The sequence below is a fragment of the Sphaerisporangium rhizosphaerae genome (genome assembly GCF_042665155.1).
GTDB lineage: Bacteria > Actinomycetota > Actinomycetes > Streptosporangiales > Streptosporangiaceae > Sphaerisporangium > Sphaerisporangium rhizosphaerae.
Genome location: NZ_JBHTCG010000002.1, coordinates 127,538 through 147,486, shown reverse-complemented (window position 1 = coordinate 147,486; position 19,949 = coordinate 127,538). Strand labels below are relative to the sequence as shown.

Below are 19,949 nucleotides of genomic sequence, written 5' to 3'. Positions count from 1 at the left end.
GGTCTCCTCAGGTTCAGGCCGAGTAGGGCCATGGATGGAGCGGGCCGGTCAACAGTGATCGCCGGGGCCGGCGTCGGCCCCGGCGATCATGCGCCGGATATACGGGCGGTCCTGCTTCTGACGCCTCCCCCGAGGTCAGGTGCCGGAGGAGCGCGGGGAACCGGTCGCAGGAGCACTTCGGGTCGTGGCGGGTCCCGCGGTCAGGCGGCGCCCGAGGTGAGGTTGGCGGTGAGCAGCTCGATGAGCCGGTCGCGCCGCGCGCAGCCGGCCAGGGCGAAGGAGTCGGCCAGGGCGAGCAGCTCGCTGTCGTCCAGGCCGCCGAACAGCGCGGCGTACTCCGGCACCAGCGCCTGGGCGACCAAAATGTGCCGGAGCAGGTCGTCGGTCTGGTAGCGGGCGCCCCACGGGTAGGGCTCCCAGTGCGGGAACTCCTCCTCGACCAGCCGGTGCAGCGGGGCGAGCACGTCGGAGGACTCCTCCATCGTGGAACCCCAGCGGTCGGCGCCCAGCCGCTTCTTCTTGGCCACGAAGTCGCCGAAGCGCCGCAGGTAGGGCCCCTCGGGGTCGGCGTGCACCAGGCCCTGCAAGCCGACGTCCTTGTAGGTCCACAGCGACCAGCCGGCCTGGTAGCCGTCGAAGATCTCCAGCTGGTCGGCCAGGATCTGGTAGCGCTGCGCGTCGATCGCGGGGTCGCCGGTGTAGACCGGGCCGAACTCGCCGACCCACAGCGGGGTGCCGGTCTGCCGCTGGAAGGTGGTGCGCTTCTCGAAGGCCCGTTCCAGCTCGCCGCGGTCCACCCACTCGCCGCGCGTGTACCCCGGGTACGGGCCGCCGTGGGCGAACCCGGCGAGCGCGTAGTCGTGGCAGACGAACACCGTGTTCTCGTACACCTCACGGAAGATCGAGAAGTCGGTGGAGTAGGTGTTGCCGTCCAGGAACAGCACGTGGGCGGGGTCCACGGCGCGCAGCGCCTTGACCAGGCGGTCGTAGAACGGCCCGATGACCCGGCCGCCGACGTCGCCGGGCTCGTTGATCGGGTTGTACCCGGCGACCCACGGGTTGTCCTTGTAGCGGTCGGCGATGACCTCCCACAGGTGGACCGCGCGGTCCTGGAAGTGCCGGTGCCGCCAGAACGACGCGACGTGGGTGGGGTTGTCGGAGTGCCAGTGCTGGTTCTGCGCGCCGGGCAGGGCGTGCAGGTCGATGACGCTGTAGATGCGCCGCTCGGCCAGCAGCCCGATCACGCGGTCGAGGTGGCGGAAGCCGTCCTCGATGATCTCCATCGGCCGGTCGTCGGACTCGAAGTGACGGTAGTTCACCGGGATCCGGACGCAGTTGGCTCCCATGGCGGCGAGCAGGGCGGCGTCGTCGGGGCCGAAGAATGAGGTGAGCAACCGGTCGAAGAACAGCGCCGCCCGCTCCTCCCCCAGCACGTCGCGCACGGCGTCGCGCATGGTCGACTCGTTGGCCGGGTAGCCGGTGATGAAGTTCTCCATGTTCATCCAGCCCCCGAGACCCACTCCGCGCAGCCGCACCGGGGTACCGTCGGCGGCGACTAACTGGGGTCCGGACACACGCAGGGTCATCAGCGCTCCTTCGGAGATGGCCTTATCGGCCGTGGAAGCTCGGTATGTCGTTCGGGTCGGTCACCCCTTCGTCGCTCCCGCGGTGAGTCCGCCGATGAGCTGGCGCTCCGCCACGGCGTAGAACGCGAGGGCGGGCACCATCGCCAGGACGATGTAGGCGAGGATCCGGGCGGTGTCGGCGGAGTACTGCCCGGTGAACTGCTGCACTCCGAGCGGGATGGTCCACCAGTTGGGGTCGTTGAAGATCACCAGCGGCAGGAAGAAGTTGTTCCAGCTCGCCACGACCGCCAGCACCGACACGGTGGCCAGGGCGGGCCGGGCCATCGGCAGCAGGATGCGCCAGAAGAAACCGAACGAAGTGCAGCCGTCGATCGTCGCGGCCTCCTCCACCTCCCGGGGGATGGTGCGGAAGAAGGCGCGCAGGATGATGATCGTCATGGGCAGCCCGAAGGCGGCCTGCGGCAGGATCACGCCGAAGGGATTGTCGAGCAGTCCCATGGTCCGCAGCAGGACGAACAGCGGCAGGATGGCCACGGTGAAGGGGAACATCAGCCCCATCGCGAACAGCGTGTACAGCAACTCCCTGCCGCGGAAGGCGAAGCGGGCGAAAACGTACGCCGCCATGGCCGACAGCCCGACGACGATGAGGGTCGTGGCCAGCGCGACGAAGACGCTGTTGACGATCTGGCGCCAGAAGGAGCCGGAGAACAGCACGTCGGTGTAGTTCTCCGGGACCCAGGGCGCGGGCAGGCCGAAGGCGTTGGTCGAGAGCTGGCCGGTGTCCTTGAACCCGCCGAGCACGGCGAACAGCAGTGGCACCACGACGAACGCGCCGAGGATGATCACGACCGCGTGCAGCGAGATGGAGCGGAGCCGGCCGGCGCGGGGCCCGGTTCGCTCGGCGGCGTGCGTGGTCATCGCTGGTCTCCCATGGTGGTGATCGCTCCCTGTATGTCGCGGCGCATGACGAACCGCTGATAGCCGAGCGCGAACACCAGGCTGATCAGGAACATCACGACGCTGATGGCGCTGCCGTAGCCGATCTGGGAGCGCTTGAAGCCGAACTGGAACATCGTGACGGCCATGGTCTCGGAGGAGTGGATGGGCCCGCCGGCGGTGAGCACCCACACCAGGTCGAAGAGCTGGATCGCCCCGATGATGGACAGGAACACACTGATGCGGATCGTCGGCCCGAGCAGCGGCAAGGTGACGTACCGGAACTGCTTCCAGGGGCCGGCGCCGTCGATCGCGGCCGCCTCGCCCAGCTCCTTGGGAATGGACTGGCGGCCGGCCAAGTAAAGGATCATGTGGAAGCCGAAGTACTTCCAGATCATGACCAGGAACAGCGACATCATGACCGTGTCGGGCTCGGCCAGCCAGCTCGACTCCAGGCTCGACAGGCCGATGGCGCCGAGGATCTGGTTGGCCAGGCCCGCCTCCGGCGACAGGATCAGGCTGAACAGCACGCCGGTGATCACTTCGGAGAGCACGTACGGGGCGAAGAACAGCAGACGGTAGAACGCCCGGCCGCGCATCTTCTGGTTGAGCAGCATGGCGATCGCCAGGGCGAGCGGAAGCTGGATCACCAGGGACAGGATGATCAGCACGGCGCCGCGGCGGAGGTCGCCGAGGAACACATCGTCGGCGAACATCCGGGTGTAGTTGTCCAGCCCGATCCAGTTCTGCGGCAGGCCGCCGAGCCCGTTCCACTTGTAGAAGCTCGTGTACGCCGCGATGGCGATCGGCGCCAGCACCAGCACCACGAACAGCACGAGCGCCGGCAACAGGAACAGCGTGATCGTCGCCAGACCCCTGAACCGGCGACGGCGTGCGGAGGGCGCGGAGCCTGGGCCGGCCCGGCGCGGCAGGTCGGCCGCGGCCGCGGGCCTGTCGGTCAGCGCGGGTCGTGTCATCGTCTTCCTCAGCGTGGAGCCCGGGGCGCAGCCCTGGGGAAGAGCGGCGCGGTGCCGCTCGGTGGTCGATGGGGGGCGGGCCGCGGATGGGGGACCACGCGCGCCCGTCCCGGCGCGCGTGGTCCCCCGTCCGCCTTCCGGCTATTCGGACTTGGCGGTCTCGGTGACGGCCTGGGTGACCTGCTCGGGGGTCTTGGAGCCGGCGATCAGCGCGGCCACGCTGTCGTTGACCTCCTGCCCGACGGCGGGCGGGTAGGCCTGGTCGAGGTAGAGCTGGAACCCGGATGCACTGGCCAGCGTCTTGGCGACGACGGCGAGGTTCGGGTCCTTCACGACGCTCTCCTCGCCCTTGAGCACGGGCTGGATGCCTCCGGTCTCCACCGCCGCGGCGTGGACGTCCTTGCTGGAGAGGAACTTCAGGAAGTCGACGGCCGCGGGCGGGGCGTTCACGCCGACCGCGTACCCGCCGCCGCCGCCGAAGGCGTCGGTGGCCGAGCCCTTACCGCCGTCGACGGACGGGAAGGTGAAGAAGCCGAGCTTGTCGCCCAGGTCCTTCTTGCTCGCGTCCTTCTCGACGGTCGGCGCCCACTGGCCCATCAGCTCCATGGCGGTCTTGCCGTTGCCCATGAGGGCGGCCTGGCCGTCGGGAGTGGAGTAGGCGGCGCCGAGGTAGCCCTTCTGGAAGGGCTGCAGGTCGGCCAGCTCCTTGAGCTTCTGGCCGGCCGCGACGAAGTCGGGCTTGTTGAAGTCGTGGTCGACCGCGGCCTGCTTGAGCGCGTCCAGGCCCGCGATGCGCATGGCGAGGTAGGCCCAGTAGTAGTGGCCGGGCCACTTCTCCTTGCCGGCGAGGGCGATGGGGGTGACGCCCGCCGCCTTGAGCTTCTTGACGGCGTCGATGAACTCGGTCCAGGTGGCGGGCGCCGCGGCGATGCCGGCCTTCTTGAACAGGTCCTTGTTGTACCAGAAGCCGACCATGCCGATGTCCTGCGGGATGGCGTAGGTCTTCTGGTCGAACTGGTAGGCCGCCAGGGAGGCCGGAGTGAAGTCGGCGATCCAGGTGGCGGCCTCGGAGGAGAGGTCCTTCACCAGCCCGGCGTCGATCTGCTGCTTCAGCACGCCACCACCCCAGGTGGTGTACACGTCGGGGGTCTTCCCCGACTGCGTCACCGTGGCGAGCTTGGCCTTGAACGCCTCGTTCTCGATGGGGACGTTCTTGATCGTGACGTTCGGGTGTGCGGTCTGGTACTCCTTGACCTTCTGCGCGTAGAAGCTTTTCATGGGTTCGGTGGTGGAGATGTTCCACCACTCGACGGTGACCTTGCCCGCCGACGCGGTCCCCGTCGCCGCGCCGCCCGTGTTCGTCTGCCCGCCGCAGCCTCCCGCCAGCAGCGCCGCCGTCGCGGCCAGTAAGACCACACTTCGCCGACTCAACGACATCCTCGTGGTTCCTTCCTCATAACGCACCCGCTGCGAGAGCTCCGTACTCCGCCCCGAGAACTTTGAAAGTTTCTTTGGCACCCCCGAATATTTCGTGACCCGGAGAGTACGTAAACCGCACGTAACACGTCAATAGCCACACAGGAACGGGTTCGCGATGCCGAGGACAGCATGGCGTCCCGAGGGCCGAACGGAACAGTGGCCCCGGCCGGGAAATTCCGAAAGCTTTCGGATACACTCCGTCGCATGTCAGCGAAGAGGCGGGTCACCATCGCTCTGATCGCCGAGGAGGCCGGAGTCTCGGTCCCGACGGTGTCCAAGGTCGTCAACGGCCGCCCCGAGGTGGCGCCCGAGACGCGCCGCCGGGTCGAGCGCCTGCTCCACGAACACGGTTACCGGCGCCGCACCGGCCAGGGGGACGGCCCGGTCGGCCTCATCGACCTGGTCTTCGCCGAGATAGAGAGCCCGTGGGCCATGGAGATCATCCGCGGCGCCGAGACGGCGGCCCGCGAGGCCGACGCGGCCGTGGTGGTCTCCGTGCTGCACACCCATTCCGGGCCGGGCCGCGACTGGCTCGACCGCATCGCCGCCCGCCGCACCGACGGCGTCGTCCTGGTCGCCTCGAAGCTGACCCGCCGCCAGCACGGCCAGCTCCTCGCGCGGTCCATCCCCTTCGTCATCGTCGACCCCGAGGGCGAGCCCGCTCCCGACGTCGCCTCGGTCGGCGCGACCAACTGGCACGGCGGCCTGGCGGCGACCCGCCATCTGCTGGAGCTGGGCCACCGCCGCATCGGGATGATCGGCGGGCCGGCCGAGATGCTGTGCAGCCGGGCGCGCATCGACGGCTACCGCGCCGCTCTGGAGACCGCCGGGGTGGCCGTCGACCCCGAGCTGATCCGCTACGGCGACTTCCTGGTCGACTCGGGCCACATCCACGGCAAGGCGTTCCTGGAGCTGCCCGACCGGCCCACCGCGGTCTTCGCCGGCAGCGACATGCAGGCGTTCGGCGTGTTCGAGGCCGTGCGCCGGGCCGGGCTCCGCGTGCCCGACGACCTGAGCGTCGTGGGGTTCGACGACCTGCCCCTGGCCCGCTCGGCGTGGCCGCCACTGACCACCGTGCGCCAGCCGCTGGAGGAGATGGCCGCGCTGGCCACCCGCATGGCCCTGGAGATCTCGCGCGGCGACTCGCTGGAGACCCGGCGGGTCGAACTGGCCACCGACCTGCTCATCCGCGACAGCACCGCCCGGCCGCAGCTCTGACGGCCCGTCGCGTCCCGTCCGTGAAACTTTCAGCCGTCCACCCCACGGGTGGACGGCCTTGACGTTTATCGCCCGGCCGTTTTAGGTTGCTGCCACGAAAACTGTCATAAAACTTCTGAAATGTTTCGGAGGGTCGGGTGCGCAGACGAGCGCGGGCCGCCACGTCTCGGACGGACGGCGCGTCCGGCCAGGCCACCGCCTGCACGCGCGCAGGCCGCGCGATCGCGCCCGCCATCCCCGTCCCCGCCGCCACCGTCCCCGGCGCCAGAGTCCCCGGCGGGACGCCGGCCGCGACGCCCGTCGCCGGCGGGACACGATCGGATCACGGCGGCGGAGAGCGGCACCTGCGCCGCCGTGATCTTCCAGCGCCGCTCCGGGACGGGGTCGCCACGGTCGCGTCCGAGGAGCGCCGGCAGGCCCGTCTCTCCGGGGACGCCGCCCGATGAGTGCGCACCGACGCCCTGGCGGGCACCCGGAAGGTCCCAGAGCCGGAGAGGCTCCGGAGTCGCGTGAGTCCTCCGAGTCCCCGACGCCCGAAGGGGCCCCGGCGTACGCGGAGTCCTCGGCCGGCATGGTCCGCGAGCCGGCCGCCCAAGACGTGGAGGGCATCTCAAGGGCGCTCGAGGTGCCCTCCACCATGCCCTCCACCATGCCCACCGCCACGCCCTCTGCCATTGGCCCCGTCATGGGTCCCGCCATGGGTCCCGTCATGGGCTTTCCCGGCGGTGTCGGCGTCTCCGGTCTGCGCGTCTACGACTGGCCCTCGGCTGACGGCGCCTGCGGCGGCTCCCCGCACATGCACCTGCTGTGCTCGGAGGCGTACGTCGTCGTGGAGGGCGCCGGCTCGGTCCAGACGCTGACGTGGGAGGGGTACGACGAGACCCCGCTCGCGCCCGGCGCGGTCGTGTGGTTCACCCCGGGCACCATCCATCGGCTGGTCAACGACGACGCCCGCCTGCGCATCGTGGTCGTCATGCAGAACAGCGGCCTGCCCGAGGCGGGTGACGCCGTGTTCACCTTCCCGCCCGACGTGCTCGACGACCCGGCGGCGTACGCCGAGATGGCGGCGGTCACGGGCGAGGCCGACGCGCGGCGGCGCAGGGACGTCGCCATCGAGGGGTTCCTCGCGCTGCGCGAGCGCGGCCAGGAGGGGCTCGCCGCCTTCCACCGGCAGGCGGCGCGCATCGTGTCGGGCAAGCTCGGCTCCTTCGAGGAGCGGTGGCGGTCGGGGGCCCTGCGGGCGGCCGAGGCCACCGGCGCCCACCTGCGGGCGCTTCGCGACGGCGACACCGCGCACCTCAGGCAGGCGCGCGTCATGTCCGCGGCCGCCGAGCCGCGTCTCGGCATGTGCGGGCGCCTTGAGACCTACCGGCTGGGCGAATGAGCGATCAGGGAACGGCGCGGATCTTCCACACCAGCCCGGCGCCGAGCAGCGTCAGCGCGGCCGCGGTGAGATAGAGCACCGGATAGCCGCCCAGGCCCGACACGACCGGGCCGGCGATCACTGGCCCCAGCACCTGGGGACCCGAGTTGGCGATGTTGATCACGCCCAGGTCCTTGGCCCGGCCGGTCGCCGCGGGCAGCACCTGGGTGACCAGGGCGTTGTCCACCGCGAGGTAGATGCCGAAGCCGATGCCCATGATCACGGCGGCCGCCACGACCATCGGCCACAGCGGCCAGAACGCCATGATCACGAAAGGCACCGCGCTGATCGCGCCCGAGACCGTGACGAGCATCTTGCGCCGTCCCATCCGGTCGGAGACCACCCCGCCGGCCACGGCGGTGACCACCACCGCCGCGGTGTAGATCAGGATGAGGACCAGCAGGCCGTCCTCGGCCCTGCTCCCGGGGAACAGCCGCTCGTAGCCGACCGCGTCGGTGAGGAAGTACAGCAGGTACAACAGCGCGACGGCGTTGCCGAGCTGCATCAGGAAGCGGGTCAGCCAGGCCCAGGCGAAGTCGGGGTGCGCGCGCGGGCTCACCCACAGACCGCCCACGAACCCCCTCAGGCTGAACGGCGGCCGCAGCCGCGCCGGCAGCGGCGCGTCCCGCGTGGTCAGGACGAACGGCAGCACGCCCAGCGGCACCAGGGCGGCGATCAGCAGGTATCCGGCCCCCGTGGTCGTCGCGACCATCGTCACCAGCACGACCGCCAGCACCACCCCGAGCGTCTGCGGCACGCCGATCCACCCCGACACCTCGCCGCGCTGGCCCACCGGCACGTGGTCGGGGACGCCGGCCGTCAGCGCGGCCTGCATGGCGTTCAGCCCGGCCTGCGCGAGACACCAGCCGATGAGCACGCCCGCGAACGAGCCCTGGAAGCCGAGAAAGGCCAGGCCGAGGCCACCGGCCACCGCCCCGAGCAGCGTCCACGGGTGGCGCCTGCCGAAACGCCCGGCGGTGCGGTCGGACAACGCCCCGGCCACCGGGTTGAACACCATCGCCACGGCGGCGCCGGCGCCGGTCACCCACGCCAGGGCGCTCTCTTTGCCGCCCAGGTCCGTCACCAGCGCGATCTGCCGTGGCAGCAGCACCTGGAGCGGGCCGAAGTACGCCATCCACAGGACCAGGTTGGCCAGCGAGATGAAGGCGACCCAGCGCGGGCCGACCCGCCTGACCGGCTCGGCCAGGGCGAGAGGCGGGTCGTACGGCGGGGTGACGGGGGGAAGGGTGCTCACCGGCGCGGCTCCTGAGTGACGAGGCGTGCCCGGATGGTAGTCGCCGCACCCCCCTCCGATAAAGACCCACTTCTCCCCCGAACCGAGGGCGTCGTCAGGAGCCGGGGGGCGGGGGGCGGCGGGCGGTGAGGACCTCGGTGGTGAAGCGCTCCTCCCAGACGCCGCCGGGGTTGGCGGCCGCCAGGGCCGCGCCCAGGGCCTCGACGAAGTCGAGGGTGCGGTCGCCGAGCCGGGCCGGCGTGGAGTAGGAGAACGACAGCTGCAACCCCACCACCTGCTCGGTGTCGCGCCGCACCACGCGGTCGAACCGCGCCGTGGAGATGTCGCGGAACGCCGACTCGGCCACCACCTCCCTGTGATGGCGCCCCGACTGCCGGAAGGACTCGTCGTTCACCCGCCATTCGAGGCCGAACCGGTTGCGCACCGCCTGCACCACCGGCTCCCACGGCGGCTCCACCGGATCGCGGGTCGGCCCCACGAGCACGACGGCCCCGTCCGGCGGGAGCATCGCGTCCAGGTCGGCCAGCACCCGCGCGCGCCGCATCCAGTGGAACGAGCGGCCCATGACGACGTGGTCGACACGGCCGAGCGGCAGCCCCGCGAGACGGGTGGAGTCACCCTGCATCCAGTGGACGCCGGACGGCGCCAGGCGCGAACCCTCGGCGAGCATGTCCTCGCTCGGGTCGACGGCGAGGACCGTGCCGGCGAAGCGGGACAGCGGGATGGCCAGCGTGCCGGGACCGCAGCCGAGATCGAGCACCCGGGAGCGCTTGCCGAGGGCCAGCACGCGCGCGATGTAGGCGATGACCTCGTCGCCGTATGCGTTGCGGTAGCGGCGGTAATGCGCGGCCGCGCCGTCGTACAGCAGCCTTGGCTCCACCCGCCAATCCTAGCCACGCCCTCGGCCGCCTCACCGGGACTCACAGGTGGCACCATGGCAGCGTCCGGTGGAAACGACGGAAAGGTCAAGTCAATTGAGGTCCTGTCACGGCCGGAGCGCCGCGCCGGCCGATGTGAGACGACTGCTGACGGTCCTGGCGGTGGCCTTCGCGGCGCTCGCGGTGGCGGTCGCGCCCGCCCTGGCGCACAACGTGCTGACGGGCAGCGACCCCAAGGACGGCGCCCGGCTCGCTTCCTTGCCCGCCCAGGTGACGCTGACCTTCGACCAACCGGTGCGGGCCGACTTCGCCCAGGTGGCGCTGACCGGGCCCGACGGCAGGGTCGCCAAGGCGGCCGTGCGGGTCGTGGACGCCAAGGTGACGGCCGAGGTGCCGGCGTCGGTCGCGGCGGGCGCGGCCGGCGCGTACGTCATCGGATACCAGATCGTCTCCAACGACGGGCATCCGGTCACCGGCAAGATCGGCTTCACCGTCGCCGGCACCGGGTCCGCGGCTCCCCTCCCCCCGTCCACGACGCCCTCCACCGGCCCCGCCGAACCCGGCGGGACGACACCGGCGACCGTCCCCGGCGGAGCGGGGCAGCCACCGGCGCCGTCCGGGGTAGCGGGGCAGGCTCCCCCTGCCGCGCAGCCGATCGCCGGCGCGGCGGCACCGGGGACGAGCGGCGGCGGCTGGGTATGGGGGCTGCTCGTCGCCGCCCTGCTGCTGTCGGGCCTCGGCATCCTCGTCGTCGCTCGCCAGAGCCGCCCGGCCCCCGGAGGCGACGCGTGAGCCCCGCCGACGAGACCACCAGCGCGACCGTCCCCCGGCACTCCGGCACCGACCGGACTCCCCCGCCCGTCGGCCCCCGCGCGGATGACGGCCCCGGAGGGGGGAGGGACACCGCCGGGCGTGGCGTCGTGACGGCCTCGCGAGGAGCGCGGCGCGGGCCGGTGTGGGGGCTGGCCGGGGCGGCGCTGGTGGCGGTGCTGGTAGCGACGTGGTGGACCTCGCCTGACAGCGTTCCCGGCATCGCGATCCCGGGGCCGCTGGTGGAGTACGGCCTGCCGGTGACCCGCCTGGCCATGAATCTGTGCGCCCTGGCCGCCATCGGGCTCAGCCTGCTGCCCAAGCTGGTCGGCTTCGACGACCCGGGGCGCACCGAGCCCGTCCTGTCCACGGCCCGCACCTGGGCGGTGCTCGCGGCCTTCGGCTGGACCGTCACGGCGCTGGCCGCCATGGTGCTCAGCGCGGCCGAGCTCTCCCCCGGCCGAGCGCCCGACCCGGCGGCCTACGTCGAGGCCATCGGCTCGGGCCAGGGGCTGGTGATGAGCGCCGCGTGCGCCCTGGCCTTCACCTTCTTCGGCCTGCTGGCCGTGCGCTTCGGCGAGAACGTGCCCGCCGAGATCCGGGTGGTCGTCGCGGTGTTCGGCCTGCTCCCCCTGCCGGTCAGCGGGCACGCGTCCAACTGGTACTGGCACGAGCTGAGCATGGTCTCGATGGAGTTGCACGTCGTCGCCGCCGCGATGTGGACGGGCGGCCTGGTGGCGATGGCCGTGCTGCTCGCCCGGCACCGCGACCTGCTGGCCCGGGCCCTGCCGAGGTTCTCCCGGCTGGCCACCGTGGCCCTGGCGGTGGTGGCCCTGTCCGGGCTGTTCAACGGGCTGGTCGAGCTGGCCTTGTCGCCTACCACGCGGCTGCCCGGGTCGCTGTTGACCACGCACTACGGCCAACTGGTGATCGTCAAGGTCCTCTGCGTGGGCGCGGTCGCCCTGCTGGGGGCGAACATCCGCTGGCGCCTGCTTCCGGCCGTCGTCCAGCGGCGGGCGACGGCGTTCGCCGCCTGGGCGGCGCTCGAGGTGACGGTGATGGGCGTCGCCTACGGCGTGGCCGTCGCCCTCACCCGCGCCCCCGTGGCCTGACGCGGGACCGCGGCACCCGTTCGGCACGCGGACTGCGGCACCCGTTCGGCGCGAAGGCACAGGACGGCCCCGGCCCGGCCTCTCGCGGGAGACGCCGGGCCGGGGTTGTGTCAGGGGGTCGCCGGGCCGGGGGCGGCGGGGGTGCCGAGGGGCAGGGCGGCGGGGGTCTCGGGCTCGCCGGAACGGCGGCGGCGGTACCACTCCACCCCGTACCAGGCCGCGCCCAGCGCGACGAGGGTCACCGGGGCCGAGGCCAGCAGGTACGGCGGGGCTTCCAGCAGCCGGTCCTGCACGGCGAGGCCGCCGTAGACGCCCACGGTGACCAGGGCGGCGCCGAGCGCCGCCCGCGCGACCGGCAGCCGCAGCAGGAACGCCACGTCCACGCAGACGGCGGCGGCGAGCAGGAAGAACGGGACGGCCGAGGGCGGGAAGCCGGTGAAGTACAACATCGGCCAGATGAGGGCGCGGTAGCCGACGTAGACGCCCGCCACCGCGGTGGCGGTCCACCGGTGGCCGACCAGCGCCCGGGCCATGACCAGCACCAGCACCGCGGCGATGCCGAACCACATCGGGTACACCCAGTCGGGCACCGGAAGCGAGAACTTCTCGGCCATGGTGACGTCGATGGGCCGGCCCATCTGCTTGGCCGCGAAGTCCAGCAGTGTCGGCTCGGCGTACGGCGCCCCGCGGACGAAGGAGGCCAGCTCCAGCACGCCGTACTCCTGGTGCTCGCTCGGGAAGAGCGTGTTCTCCAGCATGAAGACGAACAGGGCGCCCAGCACGACCGTGCGCGCCCTGCCCTCGGGCGCGTAGAGGTACCAGCCCCGGATCACTCCGGCGATCATGAACGCCGTGCCGATGTACAGCAGCATGTGCGACGGGCTCCACGAGGTGATGTCCACCCCGTTGATCCGGTGATTGATCAGGTCGATGGGCACCGCGATGAGGAAGGCGCCGGTGCCCCACTGGACCAGCCGCTGGGCGGTGCGGTCGACGCCGTACCCCGTGTAGCTGTGCACGATCGTGAGGGCCAGCACGATGGCCGTGCCCGCGCTGTTGAGCAGGTGCGGCGGCGCCAGGTCGTCGCGCAGCCACTTGAAGTGCCACGACACGTCCCACGAGGCCCCGAGGACCTTCAGGACGAACGCGGCGACCCAGCTCAGGTAGAGGACGCGGAGCAGCTCCGGCGGCGTCTCGCGGCCGGCCTCCCCCCGCGTCCAGTAGGGGCGGGCCCATTCGAGGGCTTCGACGGCCTTGCCCCTGCCCCACTGCCATGGGGAGGGCGCGCGACCGCCCGTCCGGGTGGCCTCGGCCTCGTTACCTGCGCCTTGCTTCACGCCAAGCATGATGCCGGTCACCGTACATGCTCCGCAATCGGGAGTTACCCCGAGATAACCCTGTATCCACCTCGGGGTTGGCGTCTCAGCGATCTCTCAGCGGCGGGTAAGTAGGCTCTCGGCATGAGGGTTCGGGGGAGACCGCGGGTCGCGCTGGCGGCCGTGGTGGCGGCGGTGATCGGCGCGGTGGCGTGGGCGGTCTGGCCCTCGCCGGCGGTGCGGGCGTTCGACCAGGTGATTCCGGTCGCCGACGGCCCCTCGGGCGACCAGCACGTGCTGCTGGACACCACCTTCTTCCCCCCGGCCACCGGGGGGAAGGGCCCGGTCGTGCTCCTCGCGCACGGCTTCGGCGGCAGCAAGCGCAGCGTGCGCGACGAGGCCGTGCGGCTGGCGCGGGAGGGGTACGCCGTTCTCACCTGGTCGGCCAGGGGCTTCGGCGCCTCCACCGGGCAGATCGCGCTCAACTCCCCCGACTACGAGGTCAAGGACGTCAAGCAGCTGATCGACTGGGTGGCCCGCCGTCCCGAGGTCCTGCTGGACGGCCCCGGCGACCCCCGGCTCGGCCTGGCGGGCGGCTCGTACGGCGGGGCGATCACGCTGATGGCCGCCGCCTACGACGGCCGCGTCGACGCCATCGTCCCGCAGATCACCTGGCACGACCTGGCCGACGCGCTGTTCCCCGACGCGACCGGCGCCGGCCCGGCCGAGGGCGTCTTCAAGCGCATGTGGGCCGGCCTGTTCTTCAGCCGCGCGGCCGACTCCCCCCTCGCCCCAGGCGCCGACGGTCCAAACGGGCCCACCGACCCCGCCCAGCCGACCACCACCTCGAGCGCCCCGCCCACCGGCACCTCCAGCGGAACGTCCGGCGGAACGTCCGGCGGAACGTCCGGCGGAACGTCCGGCGGAACGTCCGGCGGAACGTCCGACAAGACCTCCTCCGGCACCTCCGGCGGGATTCCAGACGGGGGGACGGGGACGGATGCCGGGGCGCGGGAGGCGCAGTGCGGGCGGTTCCTGCCGGCCATCTGCGACATGTACCTGCAGGTGGCCGAGACCGGGCGCGCCACCCCGGCGGCCGTCGAGACCCTGCGCAGGTCGAGCCCCATCTCCGTGCCGGGAAGGATCCGCGTGCCCACCCTGCTCATCCAGGGCGAGCACGACTCCCTCTTCCCCCTCTCGCACGCCGACGCCAACGCCCGGGCGATCGCGGCCACCGGCGCTCCTGTCCAGGTGGCGTGGTTCGACGGCGGCCACGACGGCGGTGACGGCGAACCCGACTGGGTGGCCGAGCGCACCATCGCCTGGTTCGGCCACTGGCTGAAGAAGGACGGCACACCGCTCGGCGACGCCTTCACCGTCACCCGGGACGGCGGCCGCGATCCGGGCACGCGTCGTCCCGTCCTGGTGCACGCCGCGGCGAGCCGCTACTCCGGCCTGGCCGGCGCGTCGTCCGCGTCGGTGCGGCTCGCCGGCCCCGACCAGCAGGTGGCGGGCCCGCCGGGCGGCTCTCCTGCCGCGATCTCCACAGTGCCGGGCATGAGCGGCCTGCTCGGCGGGCTCGCCGGCGACGGCGTGGCGATCGACATGCCGGGCCAGGCCGCGGCGTTCGAGTCGGCGCCGCTGGCCGCGCCGCTGGAGGTCACCGGCACGCCGTCGGCCACGGTGAAGGTGTACGGCGAGGGCGAGGTCACGCTGTTCGCCAAGCTGTACGACGTGGGCGGGCAGCGCCCGTCGCTGCCCCAGGGCCTGGTGGCGCCCTTCCGGGTCACGGCGACCCCGGCGGGCACGCCGGTCGCGCTCACTCTGCCGGTCATCGACCACCGGTTCGACGCCGGGCACCGGCTGCGCCTGGTGCTGAGCACCACGGACATGGGGTACGCCTCCCCCACCGCGCCGGCCGTCCACCGCGTCGGGCTGGCCTCCCCGACGCTGACCGCGCCCACCGACCCGGCGCTGCGCGCGGCGGGCGGCGGTCTCGGCTGGTGGACCTGGGCCCTGCCCCTGGCCGCGCTGGCCGTCGCCGCCGCCATCGTGCTCACCGGGCGGCGGCGCCGCGCGGACGACCTCGACCCGGCGCTGGCCGGGGTGCCGCTGCGCATCACCGGCCTGACCAAGAGGTACCGCGACGGCGATCCCGCCGTGGACGAGCTGTCGTTCCAGGTCGACCGGGGGCAGGTGCTCGGCCTGCTCGGCCCGAACGGCGCGGGCAAGACCACCACCATGCGCATGATGATGGGGCTCATCCACCCGGACGCGGGCGAGATCCGCATCTTCGGCCACCGCGTCACGCCGGGGGCGCCGGTGCTGTCCCGGCTGGGCTCCTTCGTCGAGGGGCCGGGCTTCCTTCCCCACCTGTCCGGCCGGGAGAACCTCGAGCTCTACTGGCGGGCCACCGGCCGGCCGAAGGGCGACGCCCATATGGAAGAGGCACTGGAGATCGCGGGCCTCGGCGCGGCGCTCGACCGCGCCGTGCGCACCTACTCCCAGGGCATGCGCCAGCGCCTGGCCATCGCGCAGGCGATGCTGGGCCTGCCCGACCTGCTGGTGCTGGACGAGCCGACCAACGGCCTGGACCCGCCGCAGATCGCCGAGATGCGCCGCGTCCTGACCCGCTACGCCGCCGCGGGCCGCACGGTGATCGTCTCCAGCCACCTGCTGGCCGAGGTCGAGCAGACCTGCGATCACGTGGTGGTGATGCACCGCGGCCGCCTGGTCACCGCCGGCCCGGTCACCGACCTGCTCGGCGGCACGGCCCCCTCCAACGGCTCCAGGGGACGTCTCGAAGACGTCTTCCTCGACCTGATCGGAGACAAGGCATGACACCGCCGAAGGTCGAGATGTCCGACGGCTCCCAGGGGCCTCCTCAAGACGTCCTCCTCAAGCCGACCCGGAGACACGGCATGACAGCCCTGAAAGTCGAGATGTCCGACGGCTTCCAGGTACGTCCTCAAGACGTCTTCTCCAGAGTTGACCGGCAACACGGCATGACACTCCAGAGGGCGAGATGTGCAACGGCTTTCGGGGACGTCTTCGAGACGTCTTCTCCGGAGTTGATCGGAGACACGGCATGACACGCCTGGCGGGCGGGATGGCCGACGGGTTTGGGGGACGTCTTGGAGGCGTCTTCTTCGGACTGATGGGGGACGTGGCGTGACGCCGCCGGGGGTGGCGGCCGGGGGGGCTCGTGATGTCCCGGCGGGGGTGTCGTATGCGCCGGGGCGCACGCTGCCGCTGCGGGTGGAGATCGTGCGCCAGCTCAAGCGGCGCCGGACGGCGGTGATGTTCGGGCTGTTGCTGGCCCTGCCGTGGGTGCTGGTCGTGGCGTTCTCGCTCGGCCCCGCGCCGACGCAGCAGAACTCTCTGAGGCTGTCCGATCTCGCCACACAGGGCGGGCTCAACTTCGCGGCGTTCACGCTGTCGGTGTCGGCCACGTTCCTGCTGGTGGTGGCGGTCGCCCTGTTCTGCGGGGACACCGTGGCGAGCGAGGCGAGCTGGTCGTCGCTGCGCTACCTGCTGGCCGCCCCGGTGCCGCGCGGCCGGCTGCTGCGGCAGAAGCTATTGGTCGCCCTCGGCTTCTCCGCGGTGGCGGTGATCACCGTGCCGCTGATGGCGTTGCTCGCCGGCACGGTGACCTTCGGGTGGAACGATGTGCGGTTGCCCGGCACCGGGGAGGTCTTCCCGGCGACCGCGGTGCTGCCGCGATTCGCCATCGTCGTCGGGTACGCCCTGGTCAGCCAGCTCGTCGTGGCGGCGCTGGCGTTCCTGTTGTCGGTGAGCACCGACTCGCCGCTGGGCGCGGTCGGCGGCGCGGTGGGGCTGGTGATCGTCAGCAACATCCTGCAGGCGGTGGAGGCGCTCGGCGCGCTGCGGGAGTTCCTGCCGACCTTCTGGAACACCGCCTGGCTGGACGCCCTGGTCCCCGAGCTCGACTGGAGCGGCATGGCCAAGGGGGCGGCGCTGTCGGTGACGTACGCGTCGGTGCTGACGGCGCTGGCCTTCCGCCGCTTCCGTCACAAGGACGTCGTGTCCTGACCCCTCGCCCGCTCCGGCGCTCAGCGGCTCGGCAGCGGGGCCTCGCGGTGATGGTGGCGTCGTGGAAGTGGGTGTGCTTCCCCCGATGGTGGCGTCGTGGGAGCGGGTCGTGCCCGCCTGCGGGGGGGCGGGAGGGGTCAGCCCTGGCGGCGGCGCAGGGAGGGGGTGGTCAGTTCGGGGGGCTGCCAGCCGGCGTCGGCGGGGTTGATGGTCAGGCCGGGCGGCACGATCTCGTCCACCCGGTCCAGCACGTCCGCGGGAAGCGGGGCATCGGGGGCGGTGAGCTGGCTTTCAAGGTGCTCCAGCGTGCGCGGGCCGATGATGGCGGAGGTGACGGCCGGGTGCTGGAGCACGAAGCGCAGCGACAGCTCGATGAGGGTCAGCCCGCTGTCTTCGGCGAGCCGGGCGAGCGCCTCGACGGCGGCGAGCTTGCGCCGGTTCTCGGGGAGCTCGATGTCGTAGCGGGCGGGCAGGAGGGCTGAGCGCCTACTCTGGGGCAGCTCGGCCTCCTGCCGGTAACGGCCGGTGAGCCATCCGCCGGCCAGCGGGCTCCAGGCGAGCACGCCCAGGCCGTACCGCTGACAGACGGGCAGCAGGTCGGCTTCGATGCCGCGGGCCACGACCGAGTAGGGCGGCTGCTCGGCGGCGAACCGCTCCCTGCCGCGCCGCTCGGCCGTCCACTGCGCCTCGACCACCTGGTGGGCGGGGAAGGTCGAGGTGCCGATGGAGCGGACCTTGCCCGCCCGCACCAGATCGGTCAGGACGCCGAGCGTCTCGTCGATGTCGACGGTGGGATCGGGGCGGTGCACCTGGTAGAGGTCGATGTGGTCGGTGCGCAGGCGGCGCAGGCTGTCCTCGACGGCGCGCATGATCCAGCGGCGGCTGTTGCCGCCCTGGTTGGGGTCCTCGCCCATCTGGCCGTGCACCTTGGTGGCGAGGAAGACGCGCTCGCGCAGGCCGTTCTCGGCAAGGAACCTGCCGATCAGCTCCTCGGACTCGCCGCCGGAGTAGATGTCGGCCGTGTCGATGAAGTTGACGCCGGCGTCGAGCGCCCGCTGCATGATCTTCGCCGACTCGTCGTAGCCGTTCTCACCCCACCAGCCGAACATCATGCCGCCGAGGCACAGCGGGCTGACCTTCACGCCGGTGCGTCCGAAGGGGCGGTACTCCATGGGATCAGCTCCTCGACCCGAACGAAATACGGATAGCACTGATGTCTACTACGGTTCCGGTACCGGGCGGTGGCGGAAGGTCGCGGCGGCACTCAGGGAGCCGTGGTGGGCATGCCGGCGCGGGGGCCTGTGCGGCATTGATGGCCGGCGGCGCGGCGCGGAGGCTTGGGTGAACCCACCGGCCATGGGCGAACCCGCGGGCCATGGGGGAACCCACCTGCCGTGGGCTAATCCGCTGGCCCTGGGGGGATCCTCCGGCCATGGGTGCACGCGCGGGGCGCCTGGGGCTGGTGTGCGATGTGACTTTCCGGAGACGAATGCGCATTGGTGTGAACAACCCGGCGATATTCTGGAATGATCCTCTCGGTAATCCTGTCGGACATCGAGAATGACGGACAGAGCTGATGCCCCCCTTCGAGCAGATATCTACGTTCGCAGCCGAACATCCGGGTCAGACGGCCATCATCTGTGTGTCCGCCCTGGTCGTTCTGGTTCTGACTTTCTTCGCCCTTCGCACCGCCTACCGCGCCGGCTCCCGCGCCTACCGCAAGTTCGCCGAGAACCGCCCGGCGGAGGACATCCTCACCATCGTCGCCGCCAGCATCGCCACCGGCGTGTCCGCGCAGGGCATGTGGCGCTTCTCCGGCGACGTCCTCGGCTTCGACGGCCCGCTGCGGCTGCTGCTGTTCGCGTTCATCGAGGTCGCGGTGATCACCAGCGCGGTGCGCGCCCGCCGCAACATGCGCGAGAACTTCTCGGCCGGCATCGACGGCATCGCCGTGTGGGCGCTGACGAGCCTTTCCGCGGTGCTGTCCAGCCTGGACGCCCGCAGCATGGCCGAGGCCATCTTCCGTCTGGCCGCTCCGCTGGTCGCCGCGTGGCTGTGGGAGCGCGGCATGGCGATCGAACGGCACCGCATCACCGGCCGTTCCCGCATCAAGTGGCGGCTGACGCCCGAACGCGCCATGGTCCGGCTCGGGCTGGCCGAGGTCAGCGACCGCACCGCCAGCGAGGTCGACGCCCATCGCAGGCTCACCCGCGTCGCCCTGGCCGCCAAGCGGGCGCGCGCGCTGCGCGAGGCCGGCGCCCCCGACCGCAAGATGCGGGCCGCGCTCGCCAGGCTCGACCGCGTCATGGACCAGGCCGTGGAGCACACCGGCCTGGCGGTGGACGCCGGGCGCCAGGAGGCCCTGCTCCAGCAGATCGGCGCGCTGTACAACACCAGCGCCCTCATCGACCTGCGCCCGCCGGTGCCGTGGGGCCCCGAGCCGGAGGAGGAGCGGCAGCACGCGCTGCCGGTGGCCGCCTCCCCCGTCGCGGCGTACATCGCCGACGACGACGAGGAGGCCGAGATCATGGAGGCCGAGTCCGCCCCGCAGGTGGTGGACACCGCCCAGCGTGCCGCCCTGCTGCGCGCGGCCCGGTCCTACTGGGACCGGCAGATCGAGCGCAAGATCGTCCCTCGGGCGGCCGACATCGCCAGGGAGATCGGCATCTCGCTCACCACGGCCAGGGAGTACCGCGCGCTGTGGAAGCTGGAGCCGCGCGCCCACGCGCTCATCGAGATCGCCTACAACGAGCACGGCATCGTCGACACCGGCACCTTCCCCGCGATCGTGGTGCCCGACAAGGCGGAACGCACCGAGCAGCGTGAGCGCGTGCTCAGCGTGAACGGCTCGGCCCCGGCGGCCGACGCCGTCGGCGCCTGACCGCGCGGCCGGAAGGCGGAGGGAA

15 protein-coding genes are annotated in these 19,949 nt (G+C 72.0%); 7 read left to right on the top strand and 8 right to left on the bottom strand.

The window, feature by feature from the left end; all coding sequences use genetic code 11:
* Nucleotides 1–200: 200 nt before the first annotated feature.
* From ACFQSB_RS03320 to ACFQSB_RS03305, 4 genes are all read right to left on the bottom strand, one after another.
* Complete coding sequence (locus ACFQSB_RS03320; RefSeq protein WP_380824150.1) at nucleotides 201–1,586, bottom strand: glycoside hydrolase family 5 protein; 1,386 nt, start codon at nucleotides 1,584–1,586, stop codon at nucleotides 201–203.
* A 60-nt stretch (nucleotides 1,587–1,646) separates the two neighbouring features.
* Nucleotides 1,647–2,504 (bottom strand): carbohydrate ABC transporter permease, encoded by an 858-nt coding sequence (locus ACFQSB_RS03315; RefSeq protein WP_380824149.1) that lies wholly within the window; start codon nucleotides 2,502–2,504, stop codon nucleotides 1,647–1,649.
* On the bottom strand, nucleotides 2,501–3,499 hold the full coding sequence (locus tag ACFQSB_RS03310; protein ID WP_380824148.1) for a carbohydrate ABC transporter permease: 999 nt from the start codon (nucleotides 3,497–3,499) through the stop codon (nucleotides 2,501–2,503). The genes ACFQSB_RS03315 and ACFQSB_RS03310 overlap by 4 nt, the downstream gene beginning before the upstream one ends.
* 141 nt (nucleotides 3,500–3,640) lie before the next feature.
* Nucleotides 3,641–4,936 (bottom strand): extracellular solute-binding protein, encoded by a 1,296-nt coding sequence (locus ACFQSB_RS03305; protein ID WP_380824147.1) that lies wholly within the window; start codon nucleotides 4,934–4,936, stop codon nucleotides 3,641–3,643.
* A 246-nt stretch (nucleotides 4,937–5,182) separates the two neighbouring features.
* Between ACFQSB_RS03305 and ACFQSB_RS03300 the strand changes: the two genes are divergently transcribed.
* The gene (locus ACFQSB_RS03300) at nucleotides 5,183–6,196 is read left to right on the top strand and encodes a LacI family DNA-binding transcriptional regulator (RefSeq protein ID WP_354850789.1); all 1,014 of its coding nucleotides are present in this window, start codon (nucleotides 5,183–5,185) and stop codon (nucleotides 6,194–6,196) included.
* A gap of 697 nt (nucleotides 6,197–6,893) precedes the next feature.
* A complete protein-coding gene (locus ACFQSB_RS03295; protein WP_380824146.1) occupies nucleotides 6,894–7,580 on the top strand; it encodes a cupin domain-containing protein in 687 nt (228 codons plus the stop codon).
* A gap of 4 nt (nucleotides 7,581–7,584) precedes the next feature.
* On the opposite strand, the gene ACFQSB_RS03290 is transcribed toward ACFQSB_RS03295, so the two are convergent.
* Both ACFQSB_RS03290 and ACFQSB_RS03285 read right to left on the bottom strand, forming a co-directional pair.
* Nucleotides 7,585–8,874 carry an MFS transporter gene (locus ACFQSB_RS03290; protein WP_380824145.1) on the bottom strand — a complete coding sequence of 430 codons (1,290 nt, stop codon included), beginning with the start codon at nucleotides 8,872–8,874 and terminating at the stop codon, nucleotides 7,585–7,587.
* Nucleotides 8,875–8,968: 94 nt separating this feature from the next.
* Nucleotides 8,969–9,754: a class I SAM-dependent methyltransferase gene (locus tag ACFQSB_RS03285; protein WP_380824144.1), complete on the bottom strand. Its 786-nt coding sequence runs from the start codon at nucleotides 9,752–9,754 to the stop codon at nucleotides 8,969–8,971.
* Nucleotides 9,755–9,887: 133 nt separating this feature from the next.
* Here ACFQSB_RS03285 and ACFQSB_RS03280 point away from each other — a divergent pair, with 133 nt between their 5' ends.
* Nucleotides 9,888–10,544: a copper resistance CopC family protein gene (locus ACFQSB_RS03280; RefSeq protein ID WP_380824143.1), complete on the top strand. Its 657-nt coding sequence runs from the start codon at nucleotides 9,888–9,890 to the stop codon at nucleotides 10,542–10,544.
* Entirely contained in the window at nucleotides 10,541–11,674 is a 1,134-nt protein-coding gene (locus ACFQSB_RS03275; protein WP_380824142.1) for a copper resistance D family protein, read from the top strand. The genes ACFQSB_RS03280 and ACFQSB_RS03275 overlap by 4 nt, the downstream gene beginning before the upstream one ends.
* 110 nt (nucleotides 11,675–11,784) lie before the next feature.
* On the opposite strand, the gene ACFQSB_RS03270 is transcribed toward ACFQSB_RS03275, so the two are convergent.
* Nucleotides 11,785–13,011 carry a hypothetical protein gene (locus ACFQSB_RS03270; protein WP_380824141.1) on the bottom strand — a complete coding sequence of 409 codons (1,227 nt, stop codon included), beginning with the start codon at nucleotides 13,009–13,011 and terminating at the stop codon, nucleotides 11,785–11,787.
* 123 nt (nucleotides 13,012–13,134) lie between these two features.
* Here ACFQSB_RS03270 and ACFQSB_RS03265 point away from each other — a divergent pair, with 123 nt between their 5' ends.
* Together ACFQSB_RS03265 and ACFQSB_RS03260 are read left to right on the top strand one after the other, a co-directional pair.
* Nucleotides 13,135–15,831, top strand: a complete 2,697-nt coding sequence (locus ACFQSB_RS03265; RefSeq protein WP_380824140.1) for an alpha/beta fold hydrolase — start codon at nucleotides 13,135–13,137, stop codon at nucleotides 15,829–15,831.
* 381 nt (nucleotides 15,832–16,212) lie between these two features.
* Nucleotides 16,213–17,043, top strand: a complete 831-nt coding sequence (locus tag ACFQSB_RS03260; protein WP_354850766.1) for an ABC transporter permease — start codon at nucleotides 16,213–16,215, stop codon at nucleotides 17,041–17,043.
* 137 nt (nucleotides 17,044–17,180) lie between these two features.
* On the opposite strand, the gene ACFQSB_RS03255 is transcribed toward ACFQSB_RS03260, so the two are convergent.
* A complete protein-coding gene (locus ACFQSB_RS03255) occupies nucleotides 17,181–18,215 on the bottom strand; it encodes an aldo/keto reductase (protein WP_380824139.1) in 1,035 nt (344 codons plus the stop codon).
* Nucleotides 18,216–18,685: 470 nt separating this feature from the next.
* On the opposite strand from ACFQSB_RS03255, the gene ACFQSB_RS03250 reads away from it, so the two are divergent.
* Nucleotides 18,686–19,924, top strand: coding sequence for a hypothetical protein (locus ACFQSB_RS03250; RefSeq protein WP_380824138.1), 1,239 nt, complete (start codon nucleotides 18,686–18,688; stop codon nucleotides 19,922–19,924).
* The last annotated feature ends 25 nt before the right edge of the window (nucleotides 19,925–19,949 follow it).